The 15,918-nt window shown below is 43.0% G+C and carries 17 protein-coding genes and 4 pseudogenes; 8 read left to right on the top strand and 13 right to left on the bottom strand.

Going from position 1 to position 15,918, the window contains the following annotated elements:
* The 5 genes and pseudogenes from LPA49_RS21835 to LPA49_RS21815 all read right to left on the bottom strand — a co-directional run.
* Positions 1-161 (bottom strand): DUF4158 domain-containing protein (locus LPA49_RS21835; protein WP_230237759.1); only part of this gene is annotated, 161 nt, incomplete at its 3' end.
* A 131-nt stretch (positions 162-292) separates the two neighbouring features.
* A pseudogene (locus LPA49_RS21830) lies at positions 293-907 on the bottom strand (IS5 family transposase); the annotation flags it as partial.
* Positions 908-1,146: 239 nt separating this feature from the next.
* Positions 1,147-1,662: a YkgB family protein gene (locus tag LPA49_RS21825; RefSeq protein WP_004911234.1), complete on the bottom strand. Its 516-nt coding sequence runs from the start codon at positions 1,660-1,662 to the stop codon at positions 1,147-1,149.
* A 137-nt stretch (positions 1,663-1,799) separates the two neighbouring features.
* A complete protein-coding gene (locus tag LPA49_RS21820; RefSeq protein ID WP_000088799.1) occupies positions 1,800-2,354 on the bottom strand; it encodes a carboxymuconolactone decarboxylase family protein in 555 nt (184 codons plus the stop codon).
* Positions 2,355-2,412: 58 nt separating this feature from the next.
* Positions 2,413-2,574 (bottom strand): peptide-methionine (S)-S-oxide reductase, encoded by a 162-nt coding sequence (locus LPA49_RS21815; protein ID WP_223290059.1) that lies wholly within the window; start codon positions 2,572-2,574, stop codon positions 2,413-2,415.
* Between the two features lie 868 nt (positions 2,575-3,442).
* Between LPA49_RS21815 and LPA49_RS21810 the strand changes: the two genes are divergently transcribed.
* From LPA49_RS21810 to LPA49_RS21800, 3 genes and pseudogenes are all read left to right on the top strand, one after another.
* Positions 3,443-4,729 (top strand): GAF domain-containing protein, encoded by a 1,287-nt coding sequence (locus tag LPA49_RS21810; RefSeq protein WP_000257537.1) that lies wholly within the window; start codon positions 3,443-3,445, stop codon positions 4,727-4,729.
* An 87-nt stretch (positions 4,730-4,816) separates the two neighbouring features.
* Positions 4,817-5,065, top strand: a pseudogene (locus LPA49_RS21805) (transposase domain-containing protein); the annotation flags it as partial.
* Between the two features lie 281 nt (positions 5,066-5,346).
* Complete coding sequence (locus LPA49_RS21800) at positions 5,347-6,324, top strand: sensor domain-containing diguanylate cyclase (RefSeq protein WP_002119794.1); 978 nt, start codon at positions 5,347-5,349, stop codon at positions 6,322-6,324.
* 219 nt (positions 6,325-6,543) lie between these two features.
* Here the strand turns inward: LPA49_RS21800 and LPA49_RS21795 are convergent, their stop codons facing one another.
* Genes LPA49_RS21795 through msrA form a run of 7 tightly spaced genes read right to left on the bottom strand, consistent with a single transcriptional unit; the run spans position 6,544 to position 10,337 of the window.
* Positions 6,544-7,206, bottom strand: a complete 663-nt coding sequence (locus LPA49_RS21795) for a peptide-methionine (S)-S-oxide reductase (protein WP_001281573.1) — start codon at positions 7,204-7,206, stop codon at positions 6,544-6,546.
* 9 nt (positions 7,207-7,215) lie between these two features.
* Complete coding sequence (locus LPA49_RS21790; RefSeq protein WP_069453486.1) at positions 7,216-8,490, bottom strand: acetyl-CoA C-acetyltransferase; 1,275 nt, start codon at positions 8,488-8,490, stop codon at positions 7,216-7,218.
* Complete coding sequence (locus tag LPA49_RS21785) at positions 8,487-8,795, bottom strand: antibiotic biosynthesis monooxygenase (RefSeq protein ID WP_230237758.1); 309 nt, start codon at positions 8,793-8,795, stop codon at positions 8,487-8,489. Before LPA49_RS21785 ends, LPA49_RS21790 begins: the two co-directional genes overlap by 4 nt.
* 50 nt (positions 8,796-8,845) lie before the next feature.
* Entirely contained in the window at positions 8,846-9,091 is a 246-nt protein-coding gene (locus LPA49_RS21780; protein ID WP_025467194.1) for a glutaredoxin family protein, read from the bottom strand.
* A 21-nt stretch (positions 9,092-9,112) separates the two neighbouring features.
* On the bottom strand, positions 9,113-9,553 hold the full coding sequence (gene msrB, locus LPA49_RS21775) for a peptide-methionine (R)-S-oxide reductase MsrB (RefSeq protein WP_000483554.1): 441 nt from the start codon (positions 9,551-9,553) through the stop codon (positions 9,113-9,115).
* A gap of 31 nt (positions 9,554-9,584) precedes the next feature.
* A complete protein-coding gene (locus LPA49_RS21770; protein ID WP_001076938.1) occupies positions 9,585-9,845 on the bottom strand; it encodes a glutaredoxin in 261 nt (86 codons plus the stop codon).
* 3 nt (positions 9,846-9,848) lie between these two features.
* Positions 9,849-10,337: a peptide-methionine (S)-S-oxide reductase MsrA gene (gene msrA / locus LPA49_RS21765; protein WP_000762837.1), complete on the bottom strand. Its 489-nt coding sequence runs from the start codon at positions 10,335-10,337 to the stop codon at positions 9,849-9,851.
* A gap of 122 nt (positions 10,338-10,459) precedes the next feature.
* On the opposite strand from msrA, the gene LPA49_RS21760 reads away from it, so the two are divergent.
* From LPA49_RS21760 to LPA49_RS21740, 5 genes and pseudogenes are all read left to right on the top strand, one after another.
* The gene (locus LPA49_RS21760) at positions 10,460-11,395 is read left to right on the top strand and encodes an AraC family transcriptional regulator (RefSeq protein ID WP_230237757.1); all 936 of its coding nucleotides are present in this window, start codon (positions 10,460-10,462) and stop codon (positions 11,393-11,395) included.
* Positions 11,396-11,397: 2 nt separating this feature from the next.
* A complete protein-coding gene (locus LPA49_RS21755) occupies positions 11,398-12,138 on the top strand; it encodes a hypothetical protein (RefSeq protein WP_069945754.1) in 741 nt (246 codons plus the stop codon).
* A 499-nt stretch (positions 12,139-12,637) separates the two neighbouring features.
* Positions 12,638-13,750: pseudogene (locus LPA49_RS21750) on the top strand (ISAs1 family transposase).
* A 166-nt stretch (positions 13,751-13,916) separates the two neighbouring features.
* Entirely contained in the window at positions 13,917-14,297 is a 381-nt protein-coding gene (gene sdhC, locus LPA49_RS21745; RefSeq protein ID WP_069945753.1) for a succinate dehydrogenase, cytochrome b556 subunit, read from the top strand.
* A 393-nt stretch (positions 14,298-14,690) separates the two neighbouring features.
* The gene (locus tag LPA49_RS21740) at positions 14,691-14,936 is read left to right on the top strand and encodes a Rho-binding antiterminator (protein ID WP_069945752.1); all 246 of its coding nucleotides are present in this window, start codon (positions 14,691-14,693) and stop codon (positions 14,934-14,936) included.
* 472 nt (positions 14,937-15,408) lie between these two features.
* Here the strand turns inward: LPA49_RS21740 and LPA49_RS21735 are convergent.
* Positions 15,409-15,780 (bottom strand): annotated as a pseudogene (locus tag LPA49_RS21735) (DUF4158 domain-containing protein); the annotation flags it as partial.
* Positions 15,781-15,918: the final 138 nt, after the last annotated feature.

Below are 15,918 nucleotides of genomic sequence, written 5' to 3'. Positions count from 1 at the left end.
TAGCATCGGTGGCTTCTTAGGCGAATGCTTTTCGACTCTGTTAACTCGATCTCGTTTGGCGTAAAATACAATCGTTGTTGTTCAAGTGATAATAGCGGCGGAGAATATAGATCAAGCTGCTCAGCTTTGGTAAGAATTGAGAGTTCGTTTTTTATAGCCATAGGAATTACGTTAAGTTTAAGGGGTTGTTAACCTCATAATTTGCCATACTTTGGAGAAGTAACCCACCTTTGTAAGCCTTTAAATATAATGAGTATGGCGGTTTATGTTACTTTAGAGGGGAAAATCCCTAGAACCCCTTTATCCTTAAAAAAGCGTTCTCAACTAAGTGCCGATACTTATAAAGGCACCAATCCATGTGACCATTCCCTGTTTTACTGTTCTCTTTTCTTGGAATATTGGCAATGCTGCCATTTGCCTTAATAAATGCTCTGAAGTTATCACTGTCATAGCCCTTATCGGCCGTAACACTACATGACTTTGGGGCCGCGGATACTAAGCTCTGAGCATGGACAATGTCATTTATCTGACCACCCGATATTTCAAAATAAACGGGAAGCCCACCGCTATCTACAGCGAGATGAATTTTTGTAGAACTCCCACCCCGACTTTTTCCTATCGCTTCATCTGAACTGCTTGCGGCTCCGCTACTGTCTTGATGCGCTTTGACAATACTTCCATCAATAAACAACCATTCTGGATCATTATCGGACGATATGCTTTGAAACCATTTTTGTAACACACCTTTCTTTGACCAAAGGTTAAAGCGCTTAAATACAGAGTTCCAACGACCGAATCTTTCAGGCAAATCTCGCCACTGAATGCCTGTGCGCATACGATAAAGTATGCCTTCCAGTGTATTTCGGTGTTCATATTTATTGTAAACACGCCCTGTCTCTTTAAGTATTTGCTTTAGGGCTTCCTAGGCGTTATCTGTTAGCATTGTCCTTGGCATAGCAACGTCCGTTCTCGGTGGTATTTTTGATTTTTGGCGAAACCATTATACCTTGTTGCTATGCCGTTCATTTTTCACTCAAAGATCAACAGCCTCTAGTAAGGCACGTACTTGAAGCACTTAAAAGATAAAAATAAAGGCTCTCTAATGTGTTTAGGAGCCATCTAACTTATAGTTGTTTCGGGTGAGGCTTATTTGTTTTTGTGCTCCAGTGCTGTAAGTGATGTACCTACGATAAATATAGACACGACAAACAAGCCTAAATCTTTTAGCAAAAACTGGCCAGGAACCACAGAGATCGCAGGAAACCCAAGAGATGCCTCAAAAACACCGGGTGTAGTCAGCATGAACGACAATGTCGTAAAAAAGAGTCCGGTTGAAAGTACACCGCCCAAGATTGCGAGCTTAGGGGAGAAAACTCGTGCAGCGATTAACAGGCCAACTGAAATTTCAAGCACACCCAGAAAATTTGAGAATCCTTGAATGCTGAGGAAGCTATACATCCACGAAAGCAGAGGGCTATTACTAACAAAACCATGTATACCGTTTGCTTCGTAGCTAGTGAATTTCATGCCACCAAACCACAAATATATTATCGTCATGGCAACGTAGATGCCACCTATACCAAACTTAGTGATTTTTGCACCGAGATTATTACTAAGGGTATTGGTAGTCTGGACACCATTTTCAATTTCGGGAATAGTCATCTTATATCTCCAATTATTTTTAGCCATGTGGACTCACTCTATGTAGCCCACTAAAATGATATGACTCTTGAGAAAAACTATATGTTTACTCGAGTCGAACCTAACTTAGGTAATTGCTGTAGTTGAGCACCAATGGATTAGACATCAATGCCTAGTGGTTGAACGGCCGGGAAGTCGACCTCGGTCTGTGTCACTTCGTTAACGTAGTTAGTGAAAGTGTTCAGGGCAACAGCCAACAGAATATCCACTACATGTGCATCACTGTAGCCAGCGTTCAGCACCGCTTGGACCTGGTCATTGCTGACTTGCCCGCGCTGGCGGACTACGGCGGCAGCAAAACGCACGGCTGCGTCGGCCTTAGGGTCATTTGATGCACCGCTGCGGTTGGCAGTGAGTTCAGCATCATCAAGCTTGGCCACCTTACGGCCTAGGAAGGAATGGGCAGCAAGGCAATAATCGCAGCCGTTGATCTCAGCGACGGCTAGGGCAATACGCTCAAGAGTCGCTGTACCCAAGCCGCCCTGTGCTGATGCTGCGCTCAATTGCAGGTAGCCAGTCAGCGCAGCAGGGCTGTTGGCAACGACGCGGAACATGTTAGGAACGCGGCCCAGTTGTTTTTCCACAGCCTTGAGTGAGGTATGGGTAGCAGTAGGCGCGGCGTCGATTGTGGTAGGGGTGTTCAAACGTGACATAAATTTCTCCTAGTGATTTGAAAGACAGCACGCTGTATTGGCGTGGAATAAATTGTATTTAAGAAGGTTCTGCTTGATAATCCGTTGCTATCAGACAGCTCATCTTCACGTCTTGCGCAGTCGCCATTTCAGTGCCACTACACACCTTCGTTGACGTCACGCCGTCCTGATTTCTAAGGAGGTCTTCGAGACTCCAAAAACACCCTCCGGCAACGATCACATTATTTATTTTTCATAAAGCCTCCTTGGTTTTTATCTATTTACTAATGGAACTGAATTTACAGCATGTAAAATAGATATAACATGCTCAATAGTTCGTATAATGTGACTTATTAGACAGTTTACGTAGGGGCTATGTATGGATGCAGACTTTGGATATCAGATTAAAAGAGTTGTGAAATTAAGGGTTCACGAAAAACTGCAAATATAGGGCAAATCAGATTGTCTATACCCATAATTTAGAGCGCCCGAGCATCAGGAACTCACTGAAAGCAGACGTTTCTGAAAATAAACAAGGCACAGCGCTTGAAAATTTCGAGACATCAACGTTTTGCCAAAAGGCTAAAAATGCGTGCACTACTCATTTCGCATTTAAAGAGAGCATCGGTTATTAGGCAATAACGATGTGGCCAAAATTTGTCGACCACTACACTATCTCGTAAACGAGTTTGATAGACGTCAACTAGTACGTATTTTTAGTGTAAGGTCATATTAATGCACGATGCTAAACTCTGCTGTGAGCTAGGTAGGATGTATAAATACCATAAATATTTCAATGCTTTACTTTTTAAAGCTCAAGTGAGTTACTCAGTTCCGACTGTTGGTGGCAGATTTGGAATCTCGCGATTTGTCTTAAATGTCAGCCAAGCAAGTCTCTCGCTAATAAAGTGTTGACTATCCCTGACAAAGTAACAATTTCTTGCCATAATCAGACTTAAGCACTTTACTTAGAGTGTATGTGCGCCGCTTAATGCATCAATGCTGCTAATTCCCTGATTGACATCAATCACTTTGTTTCCTGTTTGATACTCTGAGATAAACAAGATCGAATGATGCAAAAGGGGACTATTTAAATACTGAGGGAACAAATGGCAGTAGATTTGAGCATAGAAACCGCTCTGCTCCTAGAGCGCTGGCAAGGCATTGTAAACTCGATGGCTCAAGTCGCGGAAGTGCCTTGTGTGCTGATTAATCGATTAGATAAAAACGAAATTTGTCAGGCTGTTGGCAGTGTGTCAGTACCAACTTTTTATTGCGGTGAACCTGTTCCATTGGCACTTAACACTTATTGTTCCCAAGTCATTTCCAGTAACCAGCCATTACTAGTTGAAAATGCAATCGGTACCCGATATGAAAACAATAACCCAACATTTGCAGCAGGCTTTAGTTATTACTATGGCCTGCCATTGCTTTGGCCTAGCGGAAAAACTTTCGGTACTTTGTGTATGTTGGACTTTTCAAGCCCAGATCGGGCATCACAACACTGTTCCTTACTCACACTTTTTAAGCAGGCCATTGAATACGATTTACAGATGCTTCAACAACAGCAAGATCTGCTAAAGCGTGAGCAACAAGCAGACAAAAAATTTATACAACTATTCAATGAGATGTCAAATAGGATAAGACCGGTAACTAATAATAAGTTGCTTCAATCTGAGTTGTTTGTACTTTTGACAAGCCAATACCAATACTGGCATCAGGAACTGGATAAGCAGCTTAATCAAACCGTCCTGACTGATGAAAACTCCATTCATATAGCGGCACTGGTTCGAATTTGGTCAAATTTGTTGGCGATTGCCCATGAAACAGAATGGTTGAGAGCTACGGCAGTTCTAGAACCTTATAGTTGTGATGCTGTTGCGTCACTGGTCAATGCAACTCCATTATTAGAACAAGCAGTGTATAAAACAGCGCTGACCCTTGGTGCTGATCTCGTTTTGAGGAGTCATTTGCCTAATCCACTGTTACTAAGTGGGAAACCAGAGTTATGGTCTCTGATAGGACTAGCTATCACGAGCTTTTTAGTTGTTGGCGCCAGCGGTACAAGTATAACTATTTTTGTCAGTAACCGATTAAAAGGTAAGTACAGAGTTTTGGAATGGTCCCTTCTTGTAAAAGGCCAGACGATGCCGCTGCGTTTTACCCGCGATAATCAAGCGCTTTATGGTTTTGCAACAGTATGTGCCGAGTTAGCGGGTGCTGTTCTTGAATCTGGTGAGTGGCAATTAACTGAGAGTCTTCAGCAACAGAGTCGTTATCTCAACTCAAATCGTGATCACGTTGACGACATTGAAAGCAGGAATGCTTCAAGAACTGCTAATGGCATAACCAGGCTTATCTGCTTATCGATACCGGTGATGGGAGACGATTTATAAACACTCAGCGATGATCAGCGAAGTTGTGTTTTAGTTTTCTTGTTGGCACTACATCCGGTATGGCGGCCTTTAATCTGAGAGTGACACTTGGGATAACTGAAAAACTGGCTGTGATTCTGCTGAACGGAGCTTGGTGCTAAGCATGTTGGCGTCATTCAAAGCAAGGTCAACACTGCTATTAACGTTTACGATTATCTGACGGACGTGCTGCTGCGCGTCAACCAACATCCAGTAAGCAAGGTACATGAACTAATGCCGAAGTTACGGAAAGCTCAGTTCGAAAGCGCATTACAGCGTTCAGCTCTATTTAGCAATCCCGATGCTTCGGTAAAATAAGCCACGGAAAATGCTCCGGAGGCCGCATGCACACTAAATAGATGACGTTAGACGAAGAGTTGGATTTAAACGAGCAAATTATAGAGCCTGCGACCGGAAAAGCCAAAAGTTTATAAATACAGCTAAAACTCAAATCAAGCAGGCGAATATTGTACAAAACAATACCATTGCTACAGAGATAACTTCAAGTCTGACAGATCTATGCTAGAGTTAAATCAACGATTTAATTCATTTTTCTATGCAGGATCTTTGAAAAATGCAGTAGAAAAACGGAGAAGTACATGACCTTTAGTTTAGCTCAAACAGCTAGTGCAGAAACCACACTAAAAGCACCTGCTGAAGCAGATCAGAACCTGCGGGATATCACTGAACTGGCGTGTTATATCTGTGATGCACCAGTGGCTATGGTGACGCGAACCGATGACACAAAGCTGAATCTAATTGCAAAAGTTGGTATTTCGCGTACCTCTGTATTAATTAAAGAGTCCTTTTGCGTGTATGCAATGGAAACACCTGATGCGGTAATGGTGGTCCCTGACGCTACTTTAGATCACAGATTCAGTACCAATGCTATGGTGATTTCAGGACCTGGCTACCGATTTTATGCTGGCTCGCCGCTGATTGATCCCGAAGGTGCAGTGATTGGTACTATTTGTGTCTATGATCATGTTCCTAAGCAGCTGAACCAGCGGCAGATAAGCTCTTTGCAGGCTCTGTCCAGACAAGTGATCGCCATACTGGAGCTGAAAAAAGTCGGCGAACAATTACATAATACCAGCATGACGGATGCGCTGACAGGGGTGAACAACAGAAGAGCTTTTGACCTCAAGTTTGAAGCTGAATTTGCTCGCTGGCAAAGAACAGGACAATCTTTTGTACTGGCATTGATTGATATTGATCACTTTAAGAGTTTTAACGACAGCTATGGTCATGCCGCAGGAGATGAGGCACTGAGTCAAGTCGCGGCTCTGTTTCAGCGCCATAGCAGGAACTATGACTTTTTCGCCCGTTATGGTGGTGAAGAGTTTGTGCTGATCCTGCCAGGCACAGACACAGCGTCCGCAAATAAAACACTGGAAAAGTTAAGGCTGGTAGTGGCTAACCATGAGTGGTTATTACGACAATTAACGGTCAGCATAGGTTTGGCCAGCGCTGATTTATTTGACGACAAAAAGCAGTTGCTCGAAGTCGCCGATCAGATGTTATACAAAGCTAAAACCCAAGGCCGCAATCAAACCAGTGTGTTCGCCACACTGTAAGAGATCTGTTCATGCTGCGCTGATCTCAAGACCTCATAAAAACTGAGGTCTTGCTTCGGTCGATAAGCTGGTCTGATATTGGCATTATTTATTCCTTTCAAATACATGGGTAATGCGACTTACACAGATTTTTTATGCTCTCTTGGACTCCATGTGAAGGAGATCGTCACATTCTTTACATATAGAAAATAGAGTTCTTTAGCCAGCTGCAATTTCAGATTAACCGATTCGGTAAGCTTTCTGCATTTCCGGAGACAACTTTTTTAGCCAGCTTGAGAGACTGAAGCCTTTTCTATCGGTACTATTTAATTTAGTAAAATACAGATGTTCATCCCAGCGAGGACCGAAATCTACTTCTGCAAGACTTACAAGCTGTTTGTTTCTGCGAAGACGATGCTTTTGATGGTAATCTTCGGCGGGCCAAAAATAACCATTTTGTTCTCCGGCCTCAATCACCTCGGGAGATTTCTCCTTTCCAATCGCTTGAATCAGTTCTTCAGCTACTTGTTTTTGCTCCAGATCAAAAACAAAAAGTATCTGGCGATACTGGCCCTGCTTTCTACCATGAACAGACCATGATTCAAAACTTCCAAGAAGTTCCCTGTAGCTGATTTGGTCTTTATCGTAGATCACTCTGACGACTTCGGCGTGTCCGTTGATGTTGCGGTAACTCGGATCCAGAGTTGATGCTCCAGCGTAGCCAACACGTGTTTGCACTACTCCCTGCGTCCCTCCAAAATTAGAATCCGGTCCCCAAAAGCAACCCATGCCGAAAACCGTTTGACTAAGCTTCCCGATTTTCAATGCTTCTTCGATTGCTTCAGGGGTTGCAAATTCATAGCTTTCAACACCGTCTTCTTTATTCATTTTTAGATCCGACATATTTTTCTCCTAACTTTCAAGAATTGTAGCCACTCCCATTCCTCCCGCCGTGCAAACGACGATAAGGCCACGTTTTCCAGGACCAGCTGAGTGCAGTATCTTTGCTAAAACTCCGACGATCTTAGCGCCAGTAGCCGCAAACGGATGCCCAAGGGCAATGCTACTTCCACGGACATTTAGCTTCGAGCGGTCAATTTTTCCGAGAGGCTCTGATCGTCCCAAACGTGTTTTGCAGTATTCAGCAGACTCCCACGCCTTCATCGTGCAGAGCACTTGTCCAGCGAACGCCTCGTGAATTTCGTAAAAATCAAAATCCTGAAGCTTTAAGCCGTTTCGCTTCAATAATTCACTGACCGCCACAGTTGGAGCCATGAGCAAACCTTCGCCAGCGACGTAATCCACGGCAGAAGTATGAGAATCCACAATCTTGGCCAACAGCGGCCAATTATTCTTTTTAGCCTCTTCTTCGGAAGCCAAAAGAACGGTGGACGAGCCATCCGTGAGTGAACTCGAGTTGCCTGCCGTCAGAGTTCCTTTTTCGGATCGATCAAATGCTGGCTTTAGCTTTGCCAACTTCTCTAAAGTCGTATCGCCACGCATGATTCCATCCGTACTTTTTCCTAAAAATGGAAAAACGAGATCGGCATAAAAGCCGTCTTTGTACGCTTTCGCGGCGTTCAGATGGCTTGCCAGAGCCAGCTCGTCTTGCTCTTGCCGGGAAATTTTCCATTCTTTGACCATCAACTCACAATGTTCACCCATTGACTTCCCTGTTCGCGGTTCAACGACGGCGGGTGGCACGGGTTTTAAATCGCTCGGCCTAAAGCTCAAAAAGATTCTTAGTTTCTCGCCGAGTGTTCTGGCCGAATTCAATGCAACGAGCTTCTGCGAGAACGAACGAGTCACCATAATTGGCAAGTCGCTATTGCTATCCACGCCGCCCGCAATACCGCTCTCGATTTGGTAGCTGGATATTTTGTGTGCGATCTGAATCGTAGTTTCTAAACTGGTACCGCAAGCCCGCTGCACGTTATATGCTGGCGTATTCGGATGTAAGCCAGAAGCCTGAACAACTTCACGCGCAAAGTTCCAGTTGGCCGAACTTTGCATGAGTGCACCCAGAGCCACGTCACCCACGACTTTGCCCTTTAAGTTATATCTTTCGACTAAACTTTTCAGGCTAGCGGTCATAAGCTCTGGCGTGGTGACATCTCGATAGGCAGTCATTGATTTCATAAATGGAATACGGACGCCACCTACGACATAAGTAGTTCTCGTTTTCATAATTTCACCTCCGGCTTTGTGTGCCGTTCAAAAACTTCTCCGACCTTCACGTCGTACGATTCAAAAATGTAGTCTTTGCCAAGCATCTTGGCTTTTTTGTGTTCGGGATGCTTATCCCAAGCATCGAAAGCTTCTCTGGTAAGGAACTCGACAATTAGAACATCTTCACCGTTAGGAGAAGAAAACCGCTCATGGCTTCCGTTACCAGGAATGGCTTCGACAAGCGCGGACATCTCGGCGTATTTTCTTTCAAACTCCCCACCGTGCTCCTTGGCAACACGACTGCGGAAAACTGCTATAATCATTGATCTGACTCCTTACTAAGCTAATTACAATCCTCAAAAAAAAGATCTCGTTATTTCATCGAAGCTTCCAACCACTTGTCGAGATCCTTGAACTTGGGGTTTCTCAGCTTCTTTGTCCCAACCAGTATTGTCGGGAAATTTAACTTTCCAGTAGTATAAAGGGATCGCAGTTCATCAGCTGCCGCGTCGTCTTCGTGAACATCTAAAAAATCAAACTCGATTCCTTTTTCTTTCAAGTACGACTGGTAAATCTTGGTTTTGTGGCAGTCCTTATGACCGAACAGCTTAATCCCCACGACCCCCTCCATTTTCTAAAATTACTCTACAAACTTCAACGACTCCGAGTTGATGCAGAATCGAGCCCCAGAGGGCTCAGGACCGTCTGGAAAAACGTGCCCTAAGTGGGCTTCGCACACATTGCATAGCACTTCGATTCTTCGTCCGTAAGTCGTGTCCAGTTCATATTGAATTACGTTGTCGGCGACGGGCTCAGAAAAACTCGGCCAACCTGTTCCCGAATCAAACTTAACGTTCGAGTCAAAGAGTTCGGTGTCGCAGCCCGCGCAGGCATACCGTCCTGCCTCATAAAATGAACAGAGTTCCCCAGTGTGAGGGCGCTCGGTGCCTTTCTTCCGCATGACATTAAATTGAGCGGGCGTCAGAATTTTTTTCCACTCTTCCTCGCTCTTTTCTACTTTTCTAGGAGGAGCGGGAGTGCCGTTATCGAGATAGTTGTTAATGCTTTCCCAGTTGAACATAAATTTGCTCCTTTATTTTTGGGTTTGTTCTTTAGCTATCAATCCACGCGAAGAAGTCAGTCGCGCTACCAATGAATTTTCCATCCACAAAAACTTGCGGAACAGTTTGAAGGTTGGTTTTTTTCTTCAACTCATCATAAGTCTTGGGATCGTCATCCACGCGAATTTGTTTAAAATCAACTTTTTCAGAAGTTAAGTACTCCTTCACGCGTTTACTAAACGGACAATGGTCTTTTGTGTAGATGACAACGTTCTTAAGTTCTTTCATTTTTTCCTCTTTCGTTTGATTCATGGTTTAATCTCTCTCAAAATGGCACGTGTACCCGTGGGGATTCTTCTTCAAATAGTTTTGGTGATACTCCTCAGCGTCATAAAACTCTTTTTCCAAGGCTACCGTCGTGACCACGGGATTCTCGAAGCGACCGATCTCATTGACCTCATCAATCACGTTTTCGATAATCGCTTTCTGTGCATCGTCACGATAGAACGCTGCCGAGCGATACGAAGTGCCAACATCATTTCCTTGGCGATTCTTCGTAGTCGGATCATGGATTTTGAAAAAGTAATGTAGAATCTCTTCGAGAGATATTTCGTCTTGGTCGTATTCCACGCGAACCGCTTCGGCGTGCCCCGTTTTCCCTGTTATAATATCGGCGTAGGTAGGATCATCAAAATCTCCGCCAGAGTAGCCCACCTTCGTTGACGTCACACCGTCCAGACTCCTAAGGAGGTCTTCGAGACCCCAAAAACACCCTCCGGCAACGATCACATAATCTAGTTTCATAAAGCCTCCTTAGTTTTCATCCACTTACTGATTAGACTGACTTTACAGTATGTAAAATAGATATAATATGTTCAATAGTTCGTATAACATGACCTATTGGACAGTTTACGTAGGAGCTATATATGGATGTTCTCAGTGAAATTTTAGATAAGGTAGAGCTTACTAGCAGCTACTGGTATAGAACCTCATTTGCGGGAGACTGGGGCATCAGCCTCCCGCAGGAAGAGAATCTAGCGAGATTTCACATCGTGACTCATGGCGAGTTTTGGTATGAGGTGCCAAAACTTAAACTTAAAGCATTGGCGGAGCAGGGCGATATTTTGATCTTTTTCAAAGGGATGGAGCACACCATGGCCAGTGCACCAAAAATCAAGGCCGAGCCTGCGGTCGAATTTAGAGCTAAAGCCAACCTCACCGAAGCTCAAGTTTTGGAATACGGTGATCAGAGCAAGCTCAAAGCCAACGTCGTTTGCGGACATTTTTGTTTTAATGGCGGACCCGATCATCCATTCTTAAATTCGCTGCCAAATGTCGTGCATATCAAGAGTGCTGATAACTCCCACTCGCCTTGGCTTGCCATGCTTTTAAGTATTATAGAGCAGGAAGTAAAATCAGGGCTTCCTGGAAGCAACACGTTAGTCAGAAAGCTGACCGAAATTATCTTCGTGCAAGCGTTAAGAATCCACATGTACAAATCCAATAAAAATGCTGGATTCTTCAAACTGATCGAAAATCCGCAACTCAGCAAAACCTTGGAAGCTATTCATCATAGTCTCGATAAAAAATGGGGTCTTGACGATCTCGCCGGGATTGCGGGGATGTCGCGTACGAACTACAGCGTCAAATTTAAGGAGCTGTCAGGCATGACACCTCTTGATTATTTAACCTATTGTCGGCTTGAAAAAGCAAAGCAGCTGCTTATAGAATCCGGTAAGTCTGTTCCCGAAGTGAGTGAAGCCATTGGGTATCCGGCACATGAACACTTTCAAAAGTTGTTTAAGAAAAAAATTGGCAAAACTCCTAGCGCGTACAGAAAAGAAAATTCTAAAAAGGTGTAAAAATGAATATCTATAACTCTCCTGTTACCAAAATAGCTTTCTGGGTCATAGTCATTGGTGGTGCGGCTTGCCTGCTTATCCCTTTGTTTGCACCTCTTCTTCCGCTGCAATATTTGAAAGGGTATGGCGAAATAGGAGATGCTCTTGGAGGTATTTCAAGCCCATTTCTACAAATTCTGGGTTCAGTGCTTCTCTTTCTGGTGTTAAAAGCTCAGATTGACGCTAATGGCATCCTCCATCAGCAAATCGAAAAGGAATATACGAAGGAGCAACTGAGGCACGAGTTGAATCAGCTTCACGAACTTTATATGTTCGTCGAAAGAAACATTAAAAATTTTAGCTACGATCAGGAAAAGATGATTGATGGCAAGTCGCAAATGATCCTTTTGCATTCCCGGCGAGCGATTAAATGTTTCATTGAGGATCTAGAGAGCTTAGATGTTGATATTCACAAAGATGACGACATTTTAAGGTTCGACGGGGTTAAAGAAATTATGAGCATTTTGAACAGCGTTGACCTATATTTCGACAAAATCAAAGACAGCGAGATTGCACCTTATCATAAGAGTTTTTATAAAACGCTTATGCAGCACGAACTTCTCTTCAGCGTTTTTCCTTATCAAGATCTCGACAATCAAGCGCACCTAAAGCAAGAAACTTGCCCAGAGTGCGGTGAATATCATGCAAACTATCCACCTCTGATTTATGACCGGCTACAGGAAATTAAGAAAAGTTTCTTCTGATGAATTGCTAGAATACTGCATATTCATTCAGTATCGGAGCCTGCAAAAAAACATTTAAAGAAACAGTAGGACGTGCATGTGCCTAGCTGCCAGCTAAAGTAGCTTCAATTTGTGCATAACCGGCATAGCCATCCACTTGCAGAGAGCCGTTGAAACACCATCAGCTAACTGTTTTACTAATTGTATGCACGTTAATTAGCATTAACGGACATGACTTAAGAAATATTTATGACCCGAAACAACTTTTTTATCTTGTCATTGCAAAATTTGTCGACAAACACCTAGTCTAACAAAGACCATGTGTGTTAGACCTTCTATCTTTCGCTTTGAAGGTAATGATAACCAAAAATTAAGCAAGGCCGACAATAGTCCACCAATTATTGCTCAATCACTGGTGCACGGCGAGATCGCGAACGAATTTTAAGCGACTATGATCATTTAGCCCGATTTGACGATCTGATTTAGCTGTGATCTTAAACTCCCTTTTGGGAGTCCAACTATGACAATCGATGTATTTGCCCAGTACTTCGCTGATGTAAAAGACCCACGCCAAACGGCTAAATTAAGCTACCCCCTTTACGACGTATTGTTCTTATCTATTTGCGCCATCATCACGGGTTGTGAAGGCTGGGAGGATATTGAAGATTTTGGTAAAGCAAGGCTAAGCTGGCTTCAGGGCTTAGGTTTATTCAAAGAAGGGTTACCCGTGCACGATACGATAGCTCGCATTATTTCAAGGATAGAGCCCAGCGCATTGCAGTCCAGCTTTATACGTTGGATGCAAGAGGTGGTAAAACTGAGCGAGGGTGAAGTGGTCGCGGTGGATGGTAAACGCTTGCGCAGCTCCTATGCTCGCCATGATCGTCAATCTGCAATTCACATGGTCAGCGCTTTTGCTACCGCAAATGGCGTGGTTATGGGGCAGATTAAGACAGACGCGAAGTCAAATGAAATCACCGCCATTCCTGATTTGCTCAATTTGTTAGATATTAAAGGCTGCCTTATCACCATTGATGCGATGGGTTGCCAACACAAAATAACCAAGACAATCGTCGATAAAGGGGCGGATTACCTGATTGCGGTCAAGGGCAACCAGAAGCGGTTGTATGAAAGCATCAAGGCGGCATTCGCCTCTGTGGATACAGCCACTGGGCTCCATATTGAGAAAGGGCATGGCCGTGTTGAAGCGCGGGAATATCATGTGCAAGACGCAGGAGATTTCGCCGAGGCATACCCTGATTAGGCAAATTTAACCTGTATTGGTATGGCGATAAACTACCAGAATGATGGTAAAAAGGCGTCACTGGAATACCGCTATTACATCAGCTCTACAAAGCTAACGACAGAGCAATTTGGTAAAGCGGCACGCGGACATTGGGGTATCGAAAATAACCTACATTGGGTCTTGGATACTGCGATGAGAGAGGATAACTGTCAGATATACCGTGGCGACGGAGCAGAGAATATTGCCCGTTTACGGCACATCGGGGTTAACATGATAAAGATCGATACCAGCAGAAAAGCCAGTGTTAGGCGTAAACAACGTATGGCCGCAATGGATACTGACTACCTTGAGGCTATATTTTTAGCGGGGTGCAACTCAATTGAGTGATAATTAAACATTTATGCTCTTGCCGTGATCGCTGTTGTCATATGAAAAACAAGTATGTATCTGTTCAAATCAGCTATCTGCAAGGAATAACGATTGCAATCCTCGAGGATATATTTTAGTTTTTAAAAACTCCTACATGTGCGCATCCATTCCCAAGGCAATCTAAATGAATAAAAAACAAAGACCTGTATTTCTTAACCTGCTAAAAATAAAAGCTCCTATCACGGCATATGAATCATTTACACACAGAGTAACTGGGGTGTTCTTAATACTATTCCTTCCCCTTGTCATGTACATGTTTGTTATCAGTTTACAGTCAGAAGACAGTTTTCAACTAGCAACCAACTACTTTGAAAACTGGTTTGTAAGGGTCATATTTTGGGGTGGTTTAACAGCGCTAAGCTTTCATGCTATTTCAGGCGTAAATCATATGCTACGCGATCTTGGATTTGGCAAAGAATTAGACTCGGCTTCTAAAATGTCCGCGGTTGTAATATTACTTACAGCAATTAGTAGTGTTATTTTGGCAATATACTTGTTTAGCTAATCAAAAAAGGCAATTTATAGTAATTTTTTGGATCGGAATGGCATTCAGGTTGTAACTGTTGAATTGAAGATTAGATTGATCCAATTTGGGATAACATTTGCGTTGTAGAGTCACCCCTTTTAATCATTGAAAGTTGGCCTCCTAGCAAGCTCTAGAAGATTTTGAAGCGGCTCTTAATTAACTGCAAATGGGGGATCACTTTTAGGTCTTAATTAACTAACAAGCCCATAAACTAGCTGCGCTGGGGAAGTTACTTGCAGCCTTTTATCTCTAGCGCTTCCATTAAAGCCTGCAAGTAATAGTCCGTTATGGGGGAGTTTTGTGTTTTTGAGGTTATTGCAATAACTGTCAATCAGCCTCACGGTAAGTAATCCATTTTCAGAGGTGAGTCTTATGATTAGTTGTAGTGAATATGATTATATTGAAATAGTTTGTTTGTTCCGTTATCCGGTTAAATTAACGATGAAAGTGGGCGAATCTATAAAAGGTGTTGCTATTGATGTATTGCGTAATCACAGTCGTAACGAGTGCATCAAGCTGAATACTAACGAAACGGACATACTGATTGAATTGGATGGAATATATAAACTAGAAGTATTAATTAATAATCCACATTTTACTGAGGTTATTTTTAAATAATAATGTTTTAGTGAGCAAGTGTTATCAGTAGTGATTGAAGTGGCAAAAAAATTGCGGATTGCAGTAAATAAGTCCTCTCAATATTTAGAACAAAACACATACAAAGTATTTAAGTCGTAGCAAAAACAGTTGGTGATGTCTCGTACCTCAACACGGTCGTTATTTTGCTCATACTTTCGTCAAGGCTCACTCAACATCATAAAATACCATCTTGGGGTTCTAGGGATTTTCCCCTCTAAAGTAACATAAATCGCTACAAACCTCGCCGTTAATGGCTTGTGGAGCTGGGTTACCTTTCATTTTAGACTTCATTTTCAACAATAGGCCTAGTTATTTCCTGTAAATCAGGTAGTTTGCGGTTACTAGCGAACTGATAAGTGCCGCTCAGATTAATATTCTGCCATGCAACGGGTGATACTTGTCGAGTTATTGCTGCTTTTTCCTCGTCACCAACTTCTTCAAAGTGCAATAAGTGCAGACTTTCTTCCCATTTCTGATAGTTTAGTAACCTCAGTATTCTTTGATAAATACGGTCACGCTGCATCTTATTTATGCTGAAAGGCCTGATCCCTTTGCCTCCTTGAACTTGCGTTGAAATAAACTGCATATCGTCAAAGATGAGGTTAAAGCTAGGTGAAAGAATGACAGGCTTAGACTTAAAATACCCTAATAACGCAATGAAATAGCATCGGTGGCTTCTTAGGCGAATGCTTTTCGACTCTGTTAACTCGATCTCGTTTGGCGTAAAATACAATCGTTGTTGTTCAAGTGATAATAGCGGCGGAGAATATAGATCAAGCTGCTCAGCTTTGGTAAGAATTGAGAGTTCGTTTTTTATAGCCATAGGAATTACGTTAAGTTTAAGGGGTTGTTAACCTCATAATTTGCCATACTTTGGAGAAGTAACCCACCTTTGTAAGCCTTTAAATATAATGAGTATGGCGGTTTATGTTACTTTAGAGGGGAAAATCCCTAGAACCCC

The organism is Pseudoalteromonas sp. MB41 (genome assembly GCF_020966275.1).
Lineage (GTDB): Bacteria > Pseudomonadota > Gammaproteobacteria > Enterobacterales > Alteromonadaceae > Pseudoalteromonas > Pseudoalteromonas lipolytica.
This window is presented reverse-complemented; position numbering and strand designations above follow the sequence as displayed.